The organism is [Empedobacter] haloabium, from assembly GCA_008011715.2.
Lineage (GTDB): Bacteria > Pseudomonadota > Gammaproteobacteria > Burkholderiales > Burkholderiaceae_D > Rugamonas > Rugamonas haloabia.
Map to the genome: position 1 here is coordinate 805,358 of CP136508.1, position 19,113 is coordinate 824,470.

Consider the following 19,113-nt stretch of genomic DNA (forward strand, 5'->3'; position numbering starts at 1 on the left):
CCGCCGCAGCCATGCGGGTCGCGGGTCGATCCGCGTCATGCCGCGGCGCTGGCTTCTACAGGCCGGAAGGACCCTTGGCCGACGGCGCGCCTTCCAATTGCGGCGTGCCGAAGATCTGGCAATAGGCGGCGTACAGCGCGCAGTGCGCCACGCCGAACAGCAGCACGAACAGCACCCGCAGCAGCGCCATCGAAAACGCGTTGAAGCCCAGCACCAGCAACACGACCTGGGAGCCGAACATGACGATGGCGAACAGGCTGAAGGCAAATACCACGAACGCCAGGAAGGCGCGCTTGGCCGCGAAGAACGCATAGAACAGCGCCTTGCCCGGACCCATGCCGCTCCAGTAGACCAGCGGCACGGCGAAGCACAGCACCGTCACGGCCGGCACGTACAGCAGCAGCGCCGCCATCATGCCGGGGAACAGGCCGGAGTCGCGCAGCAGTTCCGGGTCCGGCTGCGCCTTGCCGGTGGCGATCTGCGTCAGCACGTCGCCATTGGCGATCAGCAGCAGGGCGCCAGCCGCCACGATGGCCGCGACGAGGTGCACGGCGCCCAGCACGCACAGGCGCCCCAGCAGCGGCTTGTGGAAACCGGTGCCCAGCAGGCCCGGCACCACGGGCCGGTCCTGCTGGATGTGCTGGGCGGCGCGCATGAAACCGATGGAAAACACGGGCAGCAGCACGCCCTGGGCCAGTTGGCCCAGCAGCGGCACAAGGCTGAGCAGCGCCGTGACGATCATATAGGCGAGGAACAAGGTCGACAGGCCGCCCGGCTGCTTGCGAAACAGCGCGAAGCCCTGCTTGACCCAGCCCCAACCCGCGCTGGCTGGTGTCCCGTTCATGGAAGCAGCCCTGGAGCAGGGTGGGCCACGCGTTCGCGCAGGATGCGTTCGAAATGCGTGGGGTCGTGCGGCGTCAGGATTTCCGCCTCGCGTGGGCGGTACAGGTCGTACAGGCGCGACAGCCAGAAGCGCAGCGCGGCGGCGCGCAGCGAGCATTGCCAGCCGGCCTGCTCGTCCGCCGTGAACGGCCGCACGGCATGGTAGGCGTCCAGCATGGCGCGGACCCGCGCCTCGTCCAGTACGCCCGTGTCGAGGTCCACGCACCAGTCATTGACGGTGACGGCCACGTCGAACAGCCAGGTGTCGCAGCCGGCGAAATAGAAGTCGAAGAAGCCCGTCAGGCGTTCGCCGTCGAACATCACGTTGTTGCGGAACAGGTCCGCGTGCACCGGGCCATGCGGCAGGCGCTTGTGCAGGTCGGAGCCGTGGAACGCTTCCTGGTAATGGATTTCGCTGCGCAGCAGGCGCGTTTCCGGCTCGGACAGGTGCGGCAGCACGGCCGGGGCGGCCTCGTGCCACCAGGCGATGCCGCGCAGGTTCGGCTGGTGCAGCGGGAAGTCCTGGCCCGCCAGGTGCATCTTCGCCAGCATCGCGCCGACGGCCGCGCAGTGCACGGGGCCCGGGGCCATCTGCGAGCTGCCCTGCAGCTTGGAGACGATGGCGGCCGGCTTGCCGTGCAGCGGCACGCACAGCTCGCCGGCATGGGTGGGCACCGGTTCCGGCACCAGCACGCCGCGCGTGGCCAGGTGCCGCATCAGCTGCAGGTAGAACGGCAGCTGTTCGAAGCCGAGGTTCTCGAAGATCGTCAGCACGTATTCGGTGCGCCGGCCGTCCAGTTCAGTCGTCAGGAAGAAGTTGCTGTTTTCGATGCCGGAGGCGATGCCTTTCAGCGCGACGGCATCGCCGAGGGGGAACTGCGCGATCCACGCCTGGACGTCGTCCAGGCTGACCGAGGTGAACACTGCCATGAGAATCTATAGTAAAAGGTCGAGGAAAATGACGCGTATGCGCGTCAGCGGCTGCCCTTGGCCGGCGGCGGGGGCGGCGGCGGCGCGTCTTCCGCGTTTTCCGCTGCCGCGGCGGCATCGGCGCTGCGCTGCTTCTGCTTTTTGGCGATATCGAACTCCATCACCGTCCACTGCGCGCCACGGATGGCCGGGCCGCCGGCGTCGCCGGCCTGCGCCGTGCTGTTGGTGTTGTTCGGCTTGATCGTGTACGTGCTGCCGCCCGCGTGCACGGTTTCCTGCGTGATGCGGCCGTTCTGGCGCTGCACGCTGGTCGTGGTCTCGCGGTTCTGCTTGGGCGATACGGTGATGGGCGTGTCGGTGTCGTCCAGCTGTTCCAGCTTGGGCGGCTGTTCCAGCTTTTTCTGCGCCTCGGTCTGGGCGAATGCGGGGAACACGATGGCGTAAAGGGCCGAAACGGCCAGCAGGAGGGCGGGAGCGCGCATGATGGAACCTCGGTGGGAGCCTGTGGTGTTGGAGTATGAACCATTGTAACAAACTGACACCGTTGGCGCCTGCCAGCACGGTTTTGTCCCGGGGCGCACCCGTGGCGATACTGGAAACTCTGCGATAATCCCCCTATTCGATCCATTCGCTTCCTTTGCCGTGCCCGACCGGCGCACGGCTGAAAAACATCATGCAAAAAACCCTGCTGTTAGTCGACGGTTCCAGTTACCTCTACCGTGCCTTCCACGCGCTGCCCGACCTGCGCAGTCCGGATGGCCACCCGACCGGCGCCATGCACGGCATGGTCAACATGCTGCGCCGCCTGCGCGCCGACTACCCGGCCGCCTATATCGCCTGCGTCTTCGATGCCAAGGGCAAGACCTTCCGCGACGATCTTTATCCGGAATACAAGGCCACGCGCGCGTCGATGCCGGCCGACCTGTCGCTGCAGATCGAGCCGATCCACGAAGCCGTGCGCGCGATGGGCTGGCCGATCCTGATGGTCGATGGCGTCGAGGCGGACGACGTGATCGGCACGCTGGCCGTGACGGCCGAGAAGAACGGCATGGACGTCATCATCTCGACGGGCGACAAGGACCTGGCCCAGCTGGTCACGCCGCACGTCACGCTGATCAATACGATGAGCAACGAAAAGCTGGACGAGGCGGGTGTGCTGGCCAAGTTCGGCGTGCCGCCGAACCGCATCATCGACTATCTGACCCTGATCGGCGACACGGTGGACAACGTGCCCGGCGTGGCCAAGTGCGGGCCGAAGACGGCCGTCAAGTGGCTGACGCAATACGACAGCCTCGATGGCGTGATCGCCAACGCCGACAAGATCACGGGCGCCGTCGGCGCCAACCTGAAGGCGGCGCTGGAATGGCTGCCCAAGGGCCGCGAGCTGATCACCGTGAAGACCGATTGCGACCTGTCCGGCCACATGATGTCGATCAGCGAATCGCTGGTGGCAAAGGACGAGGACCACGAGTCGCTGCTGAGCTTTTTCACCAAATACGGCTTCAAGACGCTGCTGCGCGAGCTGCAGGCGCTGACGCCGTCGGCCAAGGTGCCGGGCCAGACCACGCCGGCGGCGCCGGAAGGCGCGACCGGCGACATGTTCGCCCAGCCACCCGCCAACGTGAAATACGACACGGTGCTGACCGAGGCCCAGCTGGACGAATGGATCGCCCGCATCACGCAAGCCGAACTGGTGTCGCTGGACACGGAAACGACGTCGCTCGAGCCGATGACGGCGCAACTGGTCGGCATCTCGCTGGCGACGGAGCCGGGCCTGGCCTGCTATATCCCGGTAGCGCACCGCTACGCGGGCGTGCCGGAACAGCTGCCCCGCGAGCTGGTGCTGGAAAAGCTGAAACCCTGGCTGGAAGACGCCAGCAAGGCCAAGCTGGGCCAGAACCTGAAATACGACGCGCACATCTTCGCCAACCACGGCGTGACCCTGCGCGGCGTGGTGCACGACACGCTGCTGCAATCGTACGTGTTCGAGTCGCACCGCACGCACGACATGGACAGCCTGGCGATGCGCCACCTGAACCACAAGACCATCCCGTTCGAGGACGTGTGCGGCAAGGGCGCCAACATGATCTGCTTCGACCAGGTCGAACTGCAGCGCGCCACCGACTACGCGGCCGAGGATGCGGACATCACCTTGCGCCTGCACTTGGCGATGCACGGCCACGTGGCCGGCGACGAGGGCCTGACGGCGATCTACAACAAGATCGAGCTGCCGACGGCCGTGGTGCTGCAAAAGATCGAGCGCAACGGCGTATTGATCGACGCCGGCCTGCTGGCCACGCAGTCGGAAGAGCTGGGCGCGCGCATCGTCGAACTGGAACAGAAGGCGTATGAGCTGGCCGAGCAGCCGTTCAACCTGGGTTCGCCCAAGCAGATCGGCGAGATCTTCTTCAACAAGCTGAAACTGCCGGTGGTGAAGAAGACGCCGAGCGGCGCGCCGTCGACGGACGAGGAAGTGCTGCAGAAGCTGGCCGAGGACTATCCGCTGCCGAAGATCCTGCTGGAATACCGTGGCATGGCCAAGCTGAAGTCCACCTACACGGACAAGCTGCCGAAGATGATCAATCCGCAGACGGGCCGGGTGCACACCAACTACGCCCAAGCGGTGGCGGTGACGGGGCGGCTGGCGTCGAACGACCCGAACCTGCAGAACATCCCGATCCGCACGGCCGAGGGCCGCCGCATCCGCGAGGCCTTCGTGGCGCCGGCAGGCAGCCATATCGTCTCGGCCGACTATTCGCAGATCGAGCTGCGCATCATGGCGCACATCTCGGGCGACGCGGCGATGCTGCGCGCGTTCGCCGAAGGCGTCGACATCCACCGTGCCACGGCGGCCGAGATCTTCGGCGTCCCACCGGACGAGGTGAACAGTGAGCAGCGCCGCTATGCGAAGGTCATCAATTTCGGCCTGATCTACGGCATGAGCGCGTTCGGCCTGGCCGCCAACCTGGGCATCGACCGCGCCGCCGCGCAGAACTACATCGACCGCTATTTTGCGCGCTTCTCCGGCGTCAAGCAGTACATGGACGAAACGCGCCTGGAAGCGAAGGCGAACGGCTACGTCAAGACGGTGTTCGGCCGCCGCCTGTGGCTCCCCGAGATCAACTCCCCGAACGGTCCGCGCCGCCAGGCCGCGGAGCGGGCCGCGATCAACGCGCCGATGCAGGGCACGGCGGCGGACCTGATCAAGCTGGCGATGATCGCCGTGCAGGACTGGCTGGAAAAGGAAAACCTGAAGTCGCGCATGATCATGCAGGTGCACGACGAACTGGTTCTGGAAGTGCCGGACGACGAGCTGCAGCTGGTGCGGGAGACGCTGCCGCAGCTGATGGCCGGCGTGGCGCAGTTGAAGGTGCCGCTGGTCGCCGAAGTCGGCGTGGGGCGGAACTGGGAGGAGGCGCACTGAGCGAGCACTGCTCGCTCAGGCCTGCCTCCGCGCACTAAGAAGATCCTCGAGGTTCAGTGAAATTCGAGTTTGCCGGCAGCGATCATCAAATGACAGGTGGGAGGGTTGGCCGCTTACAGAACTTGGCGCCTTCCGTTTGTTCGATCCACAGGCCCAGCACTTCCTTGCGGCCATCGGCGCGAATGGCCAACGCCAGATAGACCGCCTTGTTTTTGACGGTGCCTTCGTCCCGGATTTTCAGACGCAGCGCGTCAAAATAGACGATCGGATACATCGGTTCCAACGGCCGCTGCTGCCATTGGACGACTTCCTCCATGACTTCATCGGTGATGGTGGAGATCAATTCTGGAGAAACCTGCGTGCCATACAGCTCCAGCAGGTGGCCCTGGGTTTCACGCACGCTCATGCCCCGGGCGTACATGCTGATGACGTGGCCGTCAAAGCCTTCCATACGCCGCTGATGCTTGGCAACGAGCTTCGGCTCAAAGCTGGCAAGACGGTCCCGAGGCACATCCAATTGGCGCTGTGCCCTCGTCCCAATGAAGTAGCCTCCTGGCATCCAATCAAATAACGATGAGAAAAAGCACTGCGCGCAGCAACTGCTGCGGCGTCGTCACGCATCCGGCATCGAGCGCATGGCGCCAGCCCAGGTAGTTGGGCAGGTATTTGCTGGCGACACCATGGAAGCGCTTCAGCCAGTTCTTGAACCGGCCGTGGCAGCTGTTGACGGTCTGAATGTGAATCACCTCGTCCACGACGCGCTGCCCCGCCGCCACGTTGACGGCGCGGTGCGCGATCCCTGTCGCCTCGGCGAACGCCTGGTAGGCACGCGCCCCGTCCGTTGCAAGCAGGACGCCGGGTGCCAGGACCGGCGGCAGGCATTGCTGCAATTGTGCGGCCGTTACCGGTCCGCGCCCGGTGATGAAATCGCTGGCCTTGCCGCTGCGGTCACACGCGACCAGGATGCAGTCGTGCTCCTTGCCAGGGCCGCGGTGACTGGCCGTGCCGCCACGCCGGCGCGCCGGTCGCGTCAGGTTGCGCGAGCCCTTTTGAGACTCAAGGAGGTAGGTCTCGTCCGCTTCGACGATGCCGCCCAGCGGCAGGGCCCGCGCATCCTTGGCCATCGTCATAAAACGGTGGCGCCAGCGAAAACTGGTGTTGCGATGGATGCCGGTCGCCTGCGCCGCGCCGCGCACCGTCATCGAGTTCAACATGCATTGCAGGAAGGGCAGCCATTTGTCGCGCAGGCGGATGAACGCCAGGGGCGTGCCGGTCAGGGCGTTGAAACTCTTGCCGCACTCGCGGCAACGATAGCGCTGCAGGCCGTAAAAGACACCGTGGCGGTACAGGCGCTCGCCCTGGCAATGGGGGCAACGGCGCAGCCGGTTGCCGCGCGCTTCGATGATGGCAAGGCACTCCGCCAGTGAGGTACACCGGTCGAACGCCTCGCGCAGCTCGTCCACTTGCTTGCCGGTGAGTTGCACCAGCATCTGCCGCACCTGCGCTTGCATCGCCTGGAATTGCCGCGAGTCCATGGTTGCTCCCCTCCGGTTGAGTTAACTGGAGGTAGGACCGTGGTTGAGTCGGAAAGTTCATCAGGACCGGGGCACAGCGCCATTGGATTTCCCCGCCCGGCGTCAGCACCGTTTGGAGCTGCTGCCGTTGCGGTGGTCTTCTCCCGACTCGGCTTCGTTGGCCAAGTGGTGGTTCAACTCCGCCGTCAACTTGCGCTCGGCCAGCATCTTCTTGAGCTGATCCGCCAAACCGTTTTCGCCGAGAAGCGACTCAGCATCCTTGTTTTGCACCTGGGCCAGCGGTTGGTCGATCAGCTCGACGGGGAACGGCGGTGGTGCTTTTTTCTTCCTAGGTTTTTTCGTGGTCATTGCTTCGGTCATGGAACATCCTTTTCGGTACTATTTTACGACCCCGGCACACAAAAAATCTGACAGGCTCCAATCAAGGAGTACATCGAGATTTTCTACAACCGCCAACGGCGTCACTCGCGCCTTGGCTACGTCTCCCCAGCATCGTTTGCACAGAGCTTTAGAAAACAGGCGCTGGCTGCTTGAAACGGACGTGTCCATTATTGACAGTGCACCTCAGTCGTCGGCTCCCCACCGGCATTCCCACATATGGAACCTGTAGCCAAGTGGCGTCACTCATCAGAACATTTTTCAATCAATCCGACATGGTTTTGACTGATTTCCCGTCACGCTCGCTAAAGGTAAAAATATGTTTCCAAGTCCCGTACGCAGTTCTGCCCCACTCTCTCCTGTTACGGCTCCCTCCGTGCAAGGCGAATCGACCGCTTCGTCTCGTGTAGCTGCAAATGAAGACAGCTCCAAACGCGACAGATCGTCATCGCTTTCTCCGTCGTCGTCCCCGAGGATGAGCGCGATGCAGCACCAATTATTACATAAGCTGCAAAATATGGATGGCCCCAATCAACCGGAAGATCTTTCGCAAGAAAAATGGGACGAGATGAAAGGAGGGATCGATTCCGAGTTAAGGAAAAAAGTGGACGAAATGTTTGAGGACGGTTGCACAATTCAGATGCACACGTCATCAAAAGATGGAAAACAAACCTTTCTCGTGAAGGAAGGCCAAGAGCGGTTCAATATCGAAAACAACGACACTTGGTATGTTCCGCATAACTATGATTACAAAGTCAGCAAAACATGGGGAACGGGAAAGGAGGGGCAAAAATTCGCATCAATCGATAAATTCAAGTCCGGTAGAGACCCATCCTCGCTCCACGCAGACAGGCTCGCTAGCGCAACTGCGGGAATAGAAAATGGCAACCTGCTGGATCCAATCAAAGTCCAGAGAAATTCCGACGGAACGTTTAGTATTATTGATGGGAATCACAGATTGCAAGCTGCCAAAAACCTTCGTCTAGAAAACATTCCCTACCAGGAGGTGGAGGAATGAGAAGTCGTCTTCGCAGTTGGAAATGCGGCTACGGCCAAGCTGGAAGATGACTCGAGTTCCCCCGATCCATTGAGGTAGCCTGACATTTTCGGACACTTCCGGGCACCTCGAATAACCTCCCTGTCCGTGGCATGATGGCGGCGCACCAAAACCTGACGACTCTGCCATGATGAAACCCAACCTATTTGCTGCTCGGGAGCGCGAGGCCAAGCTGACGAAGCTTGGCGATGCGCTGCAAGTGTTGGAGCGACACGTCGATTTCACAGCGTTGGCTGCGGCAGTCGACGACGCAGCACCGCGGCCAAGCCGCGAACGCGGCGGACGGTCGCCGTTCCCGACCGAGATCATGGTCCGGATTCTGCTGATCCAGCAGCTGTTCAATCTCTCCGACGAGCAGATGGAATTCCAACTGCTGGACCGCCTGAGCTTCCAGCGCTTTGCCGGCCTGCGTGATTCGAGCCAGTTTCCGGACCGCACTACGATCTGGACTTTCAAGGAGCGCCTGATCAAAGCCGGCGCCAGCGAGAGCGTCTTCGATGCCGTCAATCGGCAGCTGGCGTGGCATGGCTGCATTGCCCGTGGTGGCCAGATGGTCGATGCATCCATCGTTCAGGCTCCGAAACAGTCCCTGACCAAGGACGAGAAAGCGATGGTTGTGGGCGACAACGTCATGCCCGCCGACTGGTCGCCGCCGAAGGGGCGGCAGAAGGACCTGGACGCACGCTGGACGAGCATGCGACCTTAGGCGCCTCCGCGCAAATCAAGCACTGCTCGCTCAGGCCTGCCTCCGCGCACTGAGCTCGAGACACCGGGGACAGCCAACAAAACCATTGGCTTTTTAACACCGTTGTGTTTCAATTTTCCCGCTAACCACCAGGAGACCCCATGAAAGACCTGCACAACGATGCGAAAAGCCTAATCGGCGAGCCGGAAGGCGTCAGCCGCCGCGACGTGCTGAAGGCCGCCCTGGGCACGGGCTTCGCCGCCGCCGTGCTGCCCGTCAGCGCACAGACGGCCGTCAAGACCGACAGCGAAGGCCTGACCACCGAAACCGTCACCGTCACCGTCGACGGCTACCCGGTGCCCGTGTACCGCGCCCAGCCGGCCGGCAAGACCGGGCTGCCCGTCATCCTCGTGATCTCCGAGATCTTCGGCGTGCACGAATACATCGCCGACGTCGCCCGCCGCTTCGCCAAGCAGGGCTACCTGGCGCTGGCGCCGAACCTGTTCGCGCGCCAGGGCGATCCGCAGAAGGAAACCTCGATTGCCGAGCTGCAAAAGAACATCATCAGCAAGACGCCGGACGTGCAGGTGATGCGCGACCTGGACGCCGTCGTCGCCTGGGCCAAGCAGAACGGCGGCAGCGCCGACAAGCTGGCCATCACCGGTTTCTGCTGGGGCGGCCGCATCACGTGGCTGTACGCGGCGCACAACCCGAACGTCAAGGCGGGTGTGGCCTGGTACGGAAGGCTGGTGGGGGAGGTCACCCCCAACACGCCCAGGCACCCGGTCGATATTGCTGCATCTCTGAAGGCGCCGGTGCTGGGCCTGTACGGCGCCAAGGACCAGGGCATCCCGCTGGACACGGTGGAGCGGATGAAGACCGAACTGGCCAAGGGTTCCAGCAAGTCCACCTTCGTCATTTACCCGAACGCGGGCCATGCCTTTCATGCCGACTACCGCCCCAGCTTCGTCGAGGCCGATGCGAAGGACGGCTGGAAGCGCACGCTGGACTGGTTGCGCGAGCACGGGGTGGCCTGACGGGCCGGGGGTGCCGGGGCCGGAGCGCTGGGCCGCGATTTCGTAGTCTTGTGAGCAAAAGAGCGAACTGGGCGGTAAAATGTCCGGTTTGCGCGCGTTTGCCGTCCCGGCCGCGCGCGCCGCAGCACGCACAAGAGGCTCAAAATCGATCCGGTACTCACATCCATCCTGCTGGCGACCACGGTCGCCGGCATCGTCAGCATTTCGGCGGCGGCGATCTTTTCGTTTACGCTGCTGTCCCGGGTCGTCGAGCGCATGGTCAGCCTGTCGGTCGGCATCATGCTGTCCACGTCGCTGCTGCATGCGCTGCCCGAGGCCTTCGAGTCCGGTGCCGACCCGCGCACCCTGTTCGGCACCCTGCTGGCGGGCCTGCTGGCCTTCTTCATGCTGGAAAAGCTGGCGATCCTGCGCCATTCGCACCACCATGAGGGGGACGGCCACCACCACGCCCATGGCCACGACAAGCACGAGGCGGGCCGCGCCGGCTGGATGATCCTGCTGGGCGACGGCATGCACAATTTCACCGACGGCATCCTGATCGCCGCGGCCTTCCTGGCCGACCCGCACCTGGGCATCGTCACCGGCGTCGCCATCGTCGCCCACGAGATCCCGCAGGAGATCGGCGACTTCATCGTGCTGCTCAACGCCGGCTTCTCGCGCACGCGCGCCTACGTCTACAACCTGCTGTGCAGCCTGCTCGCGGTGGCCGGCGGCCTGCTGGGCTATTACACACTGGACCGCGCCAGCCACCTGATCCCCTACGTGCTGGTGTTCGCGTCGTCCGGTTTCATCTACATCGCCGTCAGCGACCTGATGCCGCAGATGCAGCGCCGCGCCACGTTGAAGGAAACGGTGCCGCAGGTGCTGCTGATCGCGCTGGGCGTATGCATCGTGTTGTTCCTGACGGCGGAGAAGCACGCGCACTGAGCCTGGTAGAGTTACCTGGTGCGTTGCAAGAAAAATAATGCTACCATGGCCGGCTCGACAACTTCCTGAGCCCGGCTTTTCATGCCCAGTGCATCATCGATCATCGGAGCACTGGCACAGCTGCGCCAGCACAACCGGCTGCTCCGCCTCGCATTCCCCAACAACGACGCGCCCGACGCGGTGCTGCTGCCCAACCGGCTCGAAGCGCGCGAGGAACTGTCGCGCGACTTCGCCTTTCGCGTCGAAGTCCTGGCGGACGACGCCGGGATCGCCCTGGAAGACCTGCAAGGCAAGATGGTCACCATCGAGCTGGTGCGCGGCGACGGCTCGCTGCGCTACTTCAACGGCTACGTCTTCGAATTCAGCCTGGTGCGCACCGATGGCGCGGTCGCGTTCTATTCGATGCTGCTCAAGCCATGGCTGGCCTACCTGAAGCTGCGTCGCGACAGCTACATCTTCCACGACGCGACGTTGCGCGACCAGACCGCCAGTATTTTTGCCGATTACGGTGCCCATGCCGACTGGGATTGCCGCCTGCAGGGCGAGGATGCGCGCATGACGATGGCATGCCAGTTCAACGAGGACGACCACAACTACCTGCATCGCCGCTGGGAAGCCGCCGGCTGGCATTACTGGTACGAGCACACGGCCACGGGCCATAAGCTGGTGCTGTCCGACGATTCGACGCGCGGCGACCCGATCGACGGTGCCCAGCCCGACGTGCGCTACCAGCGCCACGCCGGTTCGATCGAGGAAGACGCGATCGGCGACTGGACGCCGGTGCGCAACCTCGTCGCCGGCAGCGTGGCGCTGGCCAGCTCCGACTTCAAGGCGCCGCATCCGGCGCACACCACCGTGCCGACGCTCAATCGCCAGGGCGACGTGCTGAACGTGGAACAGTACGAATACACGGGCGCTTACGGCTTTGCCGACGGCGCGACCGGCGCGGACCTGGCGCGCGTGCGCATGGAGGAAATCGAAGCGACGGGCCATCGCTTCCAGGCACGCGGCAACAGCCGCTTCGTCAAGCCGGGGCGCTGGTTCCGGCTGGTCGATCATTTCCACGAGCCGGCGGACGACGACGGCTGCCTCGTCGTCGCCGTCGAGCACGTTGCGAGCAACAACTACCTGATGCAGGATGCCCCGGCAACGGACTACAGCAACCGCTTGACGTGCGTGCGGCGCAATGCGCCTTGGCGTCCTGGCCGCAACTACAACAGCACCGACACCCGCATCCTGGCACCGCAGACGGCGATTGTGGTGACGCCGGCCGGGGAGGACATCCATACCGATGACTACGGCCGGGTGCGCGTGCAGTTCCAGTGGGACCGGGTCGGGACCAACGACGAGCGCAGCTCGGCATGGCTGCGGGTCGCCACGCCGTGGGCGGGAGCGGAATTGGGCATGAACGCATTGCCGCGCCGTGGCCAGGAACTGGTCGTGATGTGGCTGGACGGGAATCCCGACCGGCCCATCATCACCGGTTCCGTCTACAACCAGGAGAACATGCCGCCGTGGAAGCTGGCCTCCCAGCAGACGCTGACGGGTATCCGCAGTCGGGAGCTGACACCGGATGGCGGCAATGCGGCCGGCGGGCGCAGCAATCACTTGGTGCTGGACGACATGGGCGGCAAGATCCAGGCCCAGCTCAAGAGCGATCACCAGCACAGCCAGCTGTCGCTGGGCCACATCACCCGCATTGAAGACAACCTGGGCCGCAAGGACAGCCGCGGCGAAGGCTTCGCGCTGGAGACCGAAGGCGCCGGCGCCCTGCGCGCCGCGCGTGGCCTGCTGCTGAGTACGGACGGACGTCCGCGCGCGGTGGGCGGCACTTTGAGCCGGGACGAGCTGGTGCGCTGCCTGGAGCAGGCACTGGAGCTGGCCAAGGGGCTGGGCGAAGCCGCTGCCGGGCACCAGGGCGCCGAACGCGACGCCAAGCCGCAGCAGGGCCTGACGGAAGCGGTCGAGGCGCTCGGCCATGGCAGCGGCAACGAGGCAAACGCCAGCGGCGCGGCGCCAGGCGGCACGCCCGTCATCGCGATCACGGCGGAAGCCGGCATCGCCAGCGCCACGCCGCGCGACCAGACCCATTACGCCGGCCAGAACCTGGACACCGTCGCGGCCCGCAACCAGCAGCAATACGCAGGCAAGTCGATCCTGCAAACCGCCGGCAAGGACATCGAACAGTTCGCGCTGGACGGCGACATCCGCAGCATCGCCAACAAGGGCAAGATCGTCCAGCAGGCCCAGCAAAACACCATCGAGCTGACGGCGGACAAGAGCGTGACGGTGCTGTCGACCAGGGAGCACATCCTGCTGGCGGCCGAGAAGCACGTGACGCTGACCAGCGGCGGTGCCTACATCAAGCTGGCGGGCGGCAATATCGAGATCGTCTGCCCGGGCAACCTGCTGTTCAAGTCGGCCGCGCGCGCGTTCACGGGGCCGGGCAACATGAAGCAGGACATGCCCAAGTTCGAGACCGGCGACACGGGCCGCAAGTTCATGCTGCACCGCGACGGCGACAAGGCGGACAAGGTCGTCGACCACCACTATGAAATCAAACTGGACGACGGCCAGGTCATCACCGGCAAGACCGGCGCGGACGGGCTGACGCAACTGGCGGAAAAGGACGTGATGCGCATCGCCGCGATCAAGGTATGGAAGGACAAGGCATGAGCGGGCAGCAGGAAAACCTGGTTGTTCCCGGCAACGAGGAGCAGTGGCTGCTGACGAGCAAATCGGTGGCACCGGTGGCGATCAAGCGCGGCATGCCGTGCATTACGATTCTGGTGCATGGCGTCAATGACGTCGGTGAGGCGTTCGCCAACCAGGAGATGGGGTTGTGTGCCGGGTTGAATACGCGGCTGGATCGGACCGATATCGTTTCGGGGCGATGGGAGCTGCCGCCGAAGAAGGAGAGCGGAACGTACACTGCCGACGATGTGCATCCCGACCCGGACAAGAAATACTTCCAGCGCGCACCTGATGGGGGCAGGTCGTCCGTCATTCCTTTCTATTGGGGATTTCGTGAAGAGCCGGACGCTGCCGACACCTCGGGCCGGCATGGACAGTATGTGGACCGGTTCGGCAACCGCATCGACAAGCGCTTCGGCAAGAACGGTGGACCGTTCGCCAATGCAACGACCAATATCCCCGACATGTTCGGACCTGGCTTCAATCGCAACTGGTCGATCAAGCTGGCCGATCCGAAAGATGGCACCCATCCGCTGCTGAGTGCACCGCCGCGCACCTATATGGTGCTGGCGGCGCAGCGGCTCGCTGCGCTCCTGCGCATCATTCGCAAGAACTCGCCGGATGAACCGGTCAATATCGTCGCGCATAGCCAGGGATGCCTGGTTACCTTGCTGGCGCATGCCATGCTTGCGAAGGGAGGCACAGGCTGCAAGGCCGATACGGTCATCCTGAACAATCCGCCATACAGCGTGGAAGAGCCCTTCATCGAGAAATTCCAGGCTGGTGGCGAACAGCAGACCGGCCATGCACGAGAGGAAACGCTGCGCAAAATTATCGCCGACTACATCACAACCTCTCCTGCGGCAAAGCCGGCATTCTCGGAATTGCGCACGGCGGGCGATGGTGTCGTGGGTACCAAGTGGGATGCCGCCGCCCGGAAAGAACGCGACAACCGTGGCAAGTTGTACCTGTACTTCAGTCCCGATGACGCGGTCGTGGGCCTGCCTAACGTCCAGGGCATTGGGTGGTGGGGCGTGTACGATGGCATGCGCAAGAAGCTCGGCAGCAGGTTTTTCCAACGGCTGTTCGCATCGCCCAAGGGCTCGAATCCGGACGCGCCGATGATCGGCTCCGACCCGCATGAGATCAGCCTCGGCTTCAAGTGGAATGCTGGCTTTACGTTGTCGCGTTCGCGGATGGTGACTGCTGAAGCGCTTGAGGTACCGTTTTACCCGGATCTTGGGGCGGCGATTCTTCAGAATGGGGCGATCGACGCCGCAATTGCCGTTACCAATCGCTATGACAAAAAAGGCCAGGAGGGGATTCTTCCGGATGAAACGCCAGAGCAAGCACAGGCGAGGTGGATGAACAAGAATAGTGGTAATTCTTACCATTCCAGTATTGTCAGCAATCCTATGCACTCCACAATGGCAACCGCTTATGACGTTTGCGTTGGCATCAGCGAGGTTATGAAGGACAACAACGCGACACTCATGCGTTTTTTGCGTGCCGTGGCAGACTGGCGAACGAACTGGCGCGGAACGGTCAACAGCAGACGGCGGAGTGATCCGTCTTTTTCGCCACCACCTTCTGATGTCTTAGCACTGCTTGACGATGTCGCTAAGATCGATCCAACTGATCGGGATATTGTCATTGGCAATTTTCACTACTATGCAATTGCAGGCGATCACCCCGGCAAGCTTCCATCCTTTACGGTCGCATGCGGTGTGGCGACGCTGGCGCCGTATGTGATCTCCGAAACCGTTACCGAGAGAGCCTATGACCAAGACTACGCAACACCCCGCCTCGGCAAAAATTAGCGAGGATCGAAACATGCGGAACAAGAACCTGTCTCGAATCCGCTGGCTCCTCACATCGATGGCAGTGGTTGGCACGCTGTGCACAGGTTGCAACTGGTACTTGATGGATCCACACTCGTGCACAATGGACCCTGAACATGACCGGACCGCCAAACCATGCGAGAAGTCTACAAGAGACCGTTAATACTCAGTCATATCCCTGTTGGGGGGCTGCTGACAGTTGCTTTACTTTGGAGCCAAGCTTATGCCAAGGCTTCTCTCACCGATAAAAAGATGGACCCATTAATGTCGCAGAATGTTGCTACTTCAAAGAGCTCCCCACACGTCGAGTCGCTAGAACTTGTAGGTGTCGGCATCAGCGTCGAAACATGGCGTAACCACCCTGCTTATCCCAAGGCGAACCTTTGGAAAACGATTCGCGAAAGTAATGGAGCTTACGTTATTTCACAAGATAAGAAAGATTATCCGAAGAGTCTCGAGCAGTGGCAAATGATGATGTCCAAGCGTAACGAGGACGCCATCGATGTCGCAATGAGAGATTTTGTCGATCGCTATCCGTTGCCAGTTTCTGTGGTAGGGCCGTCGTGGGGTGAGCCTAAGGATGAAGCCGGTCGTGTGACATCGCGGCAGTCCAACGCGGGTAGCTTTGTCGATACCAAGGCATCCGAACCATACACTGCGCGCGGGACTTTTCCAGGTCTACTCACGCAGAGCGGTCAGGTAGTTAATTCTTATCTGCATGATGAGCCCGACTCACTATGGCAGACCGTATTTTCTACTTTCGACCAGCACGCGGATCTCCCAGCTGTCGGAGTGGCCGCCAAGGACGGCGCGATGCACCGAGCACTGAGTTTCGAGGAAAGTGATCCACCGCGCTACCAAAAACTCGCCGCCGAACAAGCCTACCGCCCGAAACAGCCACGCGTGCTGAGCGACAACTGGACGTTCCTGACCCTGGTCCGCCGCGGCCGCATCGACTGGCTGCGCCCCTATGCACCGCTGGTCAAGGACACGATGGTCGTCAAGAACCGGGGCGGCGAGTACTCGCGCAACTGGTCCGAATTCGCCGGCTGGAAAAAGCCACCGGAAAAGCCGTTCGTGCCGACGCCGTATATCGCGCAGCCATGGACCCAGTTCCAGATCGACCAGTTCGACCACCTGGAGAACCTGGGCACCGTGCATCGCCCGCAGGTCGTGTCGTACCTGGACGATGCCGGCAAGCCAGTGAAAGCGGCCGAGCGCACGGCGCGCATGGAGCGGGCCCTGCGCGCGGCGCTGGCGCCCCTGGGCGGCAAGTCACCGGCGCGCATCTTCTATGATTACGGCAGCGTGCGCGACGATCGCAACAGCGGCGCGCGCTTCGTGCCGCTCGTCCAGGGCCTGCATGCCATCGACGACGACTTCGACCTGCTCGACCCGAAGCGCGGCTACGACCTGGCACGCATCCTGGGCGATACGGGTGCGGGTGGACCGTTCGTGGCGGTGGCGCTGGCGTCGATGGCGGGGCGCGAGTCCGGCGGGGCCACGCTGGTGGCGAACCTGCGCCGCGACGACGGGGCCACGCTGCTGCTGGTCACGCCACCCTCGGCCGAACAGGTCAAGCGCGATGCGGCGATCAAGCGGCCGTATTTCCCATCGACGCAAGGCGTGAAGGACGAGTTCCGGTGAGCCGGCCGATCTGCTGCCTGGGCGACGCGACCACCCATGGCGGCAAGGTGATCAAGGTCAGTGGCAGCTTCACCATCGACGGGCGCCAGGTGGCGCGTGTCGGCGACCTGGTGGCTTGCCCGGCGCATGGCGTCAATCCCATCGTCCAGGGCGATAGCGCCACACTGGACGAATCCATCCCGCTGGCGCTGCACGGCCACATGACAGCTTGCGGCAGCAAGCTCATATGCAACGTCAATGCGACTGTCGACGCATGATCCGGCACAGGAAGAACCTCTCATGACGCAGCCCGAAATCTACCCGCAGGACGACCTGGGCGGCACGCTGAGCGTGCCAGCGGGAGCAGAAAATGTGCCGCCGATGCGGCTCGCGGCCCTCGAAGCACCTGCCAGCGCCACGGCACCTGCGACGACACAAGCGACGGCACAAGCGGCAGCGCCTCAGCCGGAGCGCGCCAGCCTTGCGATGAAACTCGTCGTCGGCGCTGCCGTTGCCGTATGCGCCGGGATGGGCATGCTGTTGTGGCTGCGTCCTGCTTGAGCGCGGGTGTCGTGCGTGCCTGTCTTGGCTTGCTTGGTAGCGCGTCGCTGCTGTGCGCGCTCGTTGCAGGTGCCGCCGTGCCTGACGGACCGCCCAGGGGCGATGCCGTGACGGTTGGCGGTTCTCGAGCGACCGGGGACTCGCTCGAGCTCGTCGGTGTTGGCATTAGCGTCGAAACGTGGCGTAATCATCCTACCTATCCGAAGGCAGACCTCTGGATTGCGGTTCGCGGAAGTTATGGAGCCTACGTCATTTCGCAAGATGTCAACGATTATTCAAAGCGTCTCGAGCAATGGCAGATGGTGATGTCCAAGCGTAATGAGGACGCTATCGACATTGGGATGAGGGACTTTATGGACAGGTTTCCTCTGCCAATTTCTGTCGTAGGACCATCTTGGGGACGGACTGAACCAGCTGCACGTGAGAGATCACGCAAATCGAATGCTTCGAGCTTCGTAGCCACCAAGGTTGCGGAGCCCTACACGGCGCGTGGCGCATTTCCCGGTCTGTTGACTCAAAGCGGGCAAGTAACAAATTCCTATTTGAACGACGAGCCAGACCTGCTATGGCAAACGGTTTTCTCGACGTTCGACCTGCACGGCGACCTGCCCGCAGTCGGTGTCGCATCAAGAGATGGGGCGATGCATCGCGCTCTATCGTTTATCCGTACTGACCGGCCGCGTTACGAAAAGCTCGCAGCGGAACAGGCATTCCATCCGAAGCAACCCCGTGTCCTGAGCGATAACTATACGATTTTGACCCTGGTCCGCCGCGGTCGCATCGACTGGCTGCGCCCCTATGCACCGCTGGTCAAGGACACCATGGTCGTCAAGAACCGCGGCGGCGAGTACTCGCGCAACTGGTCCGAATTCGCCGGCTGGAAGAAGCCGCCGGAAAAGCCGTTCGTGCCGACGCCGTATATCGCGCAGCCATGGACCCAGTTCCAGATCGACCAGTTCGACCACCTGGAGAACCTGGGCACCGTGCATCGCCCGCAGGTGGTGTCGTACCTGGACGATGCCGGCAAGCCAGTGAAAGCGGCCGAGCGCACCGCGCGCATGGAGCGGGCCCTGCGCGCGGTGCTGGCGCCGCTGGGTGGCAAGTCACCCGCGCGCATCTTCTATGATTACGGCAGCGTGCGCGACGATCGCAACAGCGGCGCGCGCTTCGTGCCGCTCGTCCAGGGCCTGCATGCCATCGACGACGACTTCGACCTGCTCGACCCGAAGCGTGGTTACGACCTGGCAGGCATCCTGGGCGATACGGGCGCGGGCGGACCGTTCGTGGCAGTGGCGCTGGCGTCGATGGCGGGGCGCGAGTCCGGCGGGGCCTCGCTGGTGGCGAACCTGCGCCGCGACGACGGGGCCACGCTGCTGCTGGTCACGCCGCCGTCGGCCGACCAGGTCCGGCGCGATGCCGCCATCAAGCGCCCGTATTTTCCGTCGACGAAAGGCATCCAGGATTCGTTCCGCTGATCCCGGCATGTCATGAAGCCGTCATAAACCCATGCCAGCATGCGCACAACAAGAACAACAA

At 63.0% G+C, this 19,113-nt stretch carries 16 protein-coding genes and 2 pseudogenes; 12 read left to right on the plus strand and 6 right to left on the minus strand.

Features of this window, described 5'->3' with window-relative positions; all coding sequences use genetic code 11:
- Positions 1–55: 55 nt before the first annotated feature.
- From E7V67_003590 to E7V67_003600, 3 genes are read right to left on the minus strand one after another with little or no spacing between them, the layout of a single operon-like run.
- Positions 56–844, minus strand: coding sequence for a BPSS1780 family membrane protein (locus tag E7V67_003590; GenBank protein ID WUR14197.1), 789 nt, complete (start codon positions 842–844; stop codon positions 56–58).
- Positions 841–1,812 carry a homoserine kinase gene (locus E7V67_003595; GenBank protein WUR14198.1) on the minus strand — a complete coding sequence of 324 codons (972 nt, stop codon included), beginning with the start codon at positions 1,810–1,812 and terminating at the stop codon, positions 841–843. Before E7V67_003595 ends, E7V67_003590 begins: the two co-directional genes overlap by 4 nt.
- 44 nt (positions 1,813–1,856) lie before the next feature.
- Positions 1,857–2,294 carry a hypothetical protein gene (locus E7V67_003600; GenBank protein WUR14199.1) on the minus strand — a complete coding sequence of 146 codons (438 nt, stop codon included), beginning with the start codon at positions 2,292–2,294 and terminating at the stop codon, positions 1,857–1,859.
- A gap of 191 nt (positions 2,295–2,485) precedes the next feature.
- On the opposite strand from E7V67_003600, the gene polA reads away from it, so the two are divergent.
- Positions 2,486–5,236, plus strand: a complete 2,751-nt coding sequence (gene polA / locus E7V67_003605) for a DNA polymerase I (GenBank protein WUR14200.1) — start codon at positions 2,486–2,488, stop codon at positions 5,234–5,236.
- A 118-nt stretch (positions 5,237–5,354) separates the two neighbouring features.
- Here polA and E7V67_003610 read toward each other — a convergent pair.
- The 3 genes and pseudogenes from E7V67_003610 to E7V67_003620 form a co-directional block, all read right to left on the minus strand.
- Positions 5,355–5,756, minus strand: a pseudogene (locus tag E7V67_003610) (transposase).
- 43 nt (positions 5,757–5,799) lie between these two features.
- Positions 5,800–6,771: an IS1595 family transposase gene (locus tag E7V67_003615; protein WUR14201.1), complete on the minus strand. Its 972-nt coding sequence runs from the start codon at positions 6,769–6,771 to the stop codon at positions 5,800–5,802.
- Positions 6,772–6,873: 102 nt separating this feature from the next.
- Positions 6,874–7,131 (minus strand): hypothetical protein, encoded by a 258-nt coding sequence (locus E7V67_003620; protein WUR14202.1) that lies wholly within the window; start codon positions 7,129–7,131, stop codon positions 6,874–6,876.
- A 51-nt stretch (positions 7,132–7,182) separates the two neighbouring features.
- Here E7V67_003620 and E7V67_003625 point away from each other — a divergent pair.
- The 11 genes and pseudogenes from E7V67_003625 (at position 7,183) to E7V67_003675 (ending at position 19,052) form a co-directional block, all read left to right on the plus strand.
- Positions 7,183–7,305 (plus strand): annotated as a pseudogene (locus tag E7V67_003625) (IS3 family transposase).
- 328 nt (positions 7,306–7,633) lie between these two features.
- The gene (locus E7V67_003630) at positions 7,634–8,167 is read left to right on the plus strand and encodes a ParB N-terminal domain-containing protein (protein WUR14203.1); all 534 of its coding nucleotides are present in this window, start codon (positions 7,634–7,636) and stop codon (positions 8,165–8,167) included.
- Between the two features lie 166 nt (positions 8,168–8,333).
- Entirely contained in the window at positions 8,334–8,912 is a 579-nt protein-coding gene (locus tag E7V67_003635; protein ID WUR14204.1) for a transposase, read from the plus strand.
- 140 nt (positions 8,913–9,052) lie between these two features.
- A complete protein-coding gene (locus E7V67_003640; protein ID WUR14205.1) occupies positions 9,053–9,928 on the plus strand; it encodes a dienelactone hydrolase family protein in 876 nt (291 codons plus the stop codon).
- Between the two features lie 216 nt (positions 9,929–10,144).
- Positions 10,145–10,855 (plus strand): ZIP family metal transporter, encoded by a 711-nt coding sequence (locus E7V67_003645; GenBank protein WUR16224.1) that lies wholly within the window; start codon positions 10,145–10,147, stop codon positions 10,853–10,855.
- A gap of 81 nt (positions 10,856–10,936) precedes the next feature.
- Positions 10,937–13,531, plus strand: coding sequence for a type VI secretion system Vgr family protein (locus E7V67_003650; GenBank protein ID WUR14206.1), 2,595 nt, complete (start codon positions 10,937–10,939; stop codon positions 13,529–13,531).
- Complete coding sequence (locus E7V67_003655; GenBank protein WUR14207.1) at positions 13,528–15,369, plus strand: DUF3274 domain-containing protein; 1,842 nt, start codon at positions 13,528–13,530, stop codon at positions 15,367–15,369. The genes E7V67_003650 and E7V67_003655 overlap by 4 nt, the downstream gene beginning before the upstream one ends.
- Before the next feature lie 285 nt (positions 15,370–15,654).
- Positions 15,655–17,037 carry a DUF2875 family protein gene (locus E7V67_003660; protein ID WUR16225.1) on the plus strand — a complete coding sequence of 461 codons (1,383 nt, stop codon included), beginning with the start codon at positions 15,655–15,657 and terminating at the stop codon, positions 17,035–17,037.
- Positions 17,034–17,294: a PAAR domain-containing protein gene (locus E7V67_003665; protein ID WUR14208.1), complete on the plus strand. Its 261-nt coding sequence runs from the start codon at positions 17,034–17,036 to the stop codon at positions 17,292–17,294. Before E7V67_003660 ends, E7V67_003665 begins: the two co-directional genes overlap by 4 nt.
- A 22-nt stretch (positions 17,295–17,316) precedes the next feature.
- A complete protein-coding gene (locus tag E7V67_003670; GenBank protein WUR14209.1) occupies positions 17,317–17,577 on the plus strand; it encodes a hypothetical protein in 261 nt (86 codons plus the stop codon).
- The gene (locus tag E7V67_003675; protein ID WUR14210.1) at positions 17,535–19,052 is read left to right on the plus strand and encodes a DUF2875 family protein; all 1,518 of its coding nucleotides are present in this window, start codon (positions 17,535–17,537) and stop codon (positions 19,050–19,052) included. Before E7V67_003670 ends, E7V67_003675 begins: the two co-directional genes overlap by 43 nt.
- Positions 19,053–19,113: the final 61 nt, after the last annotated feature.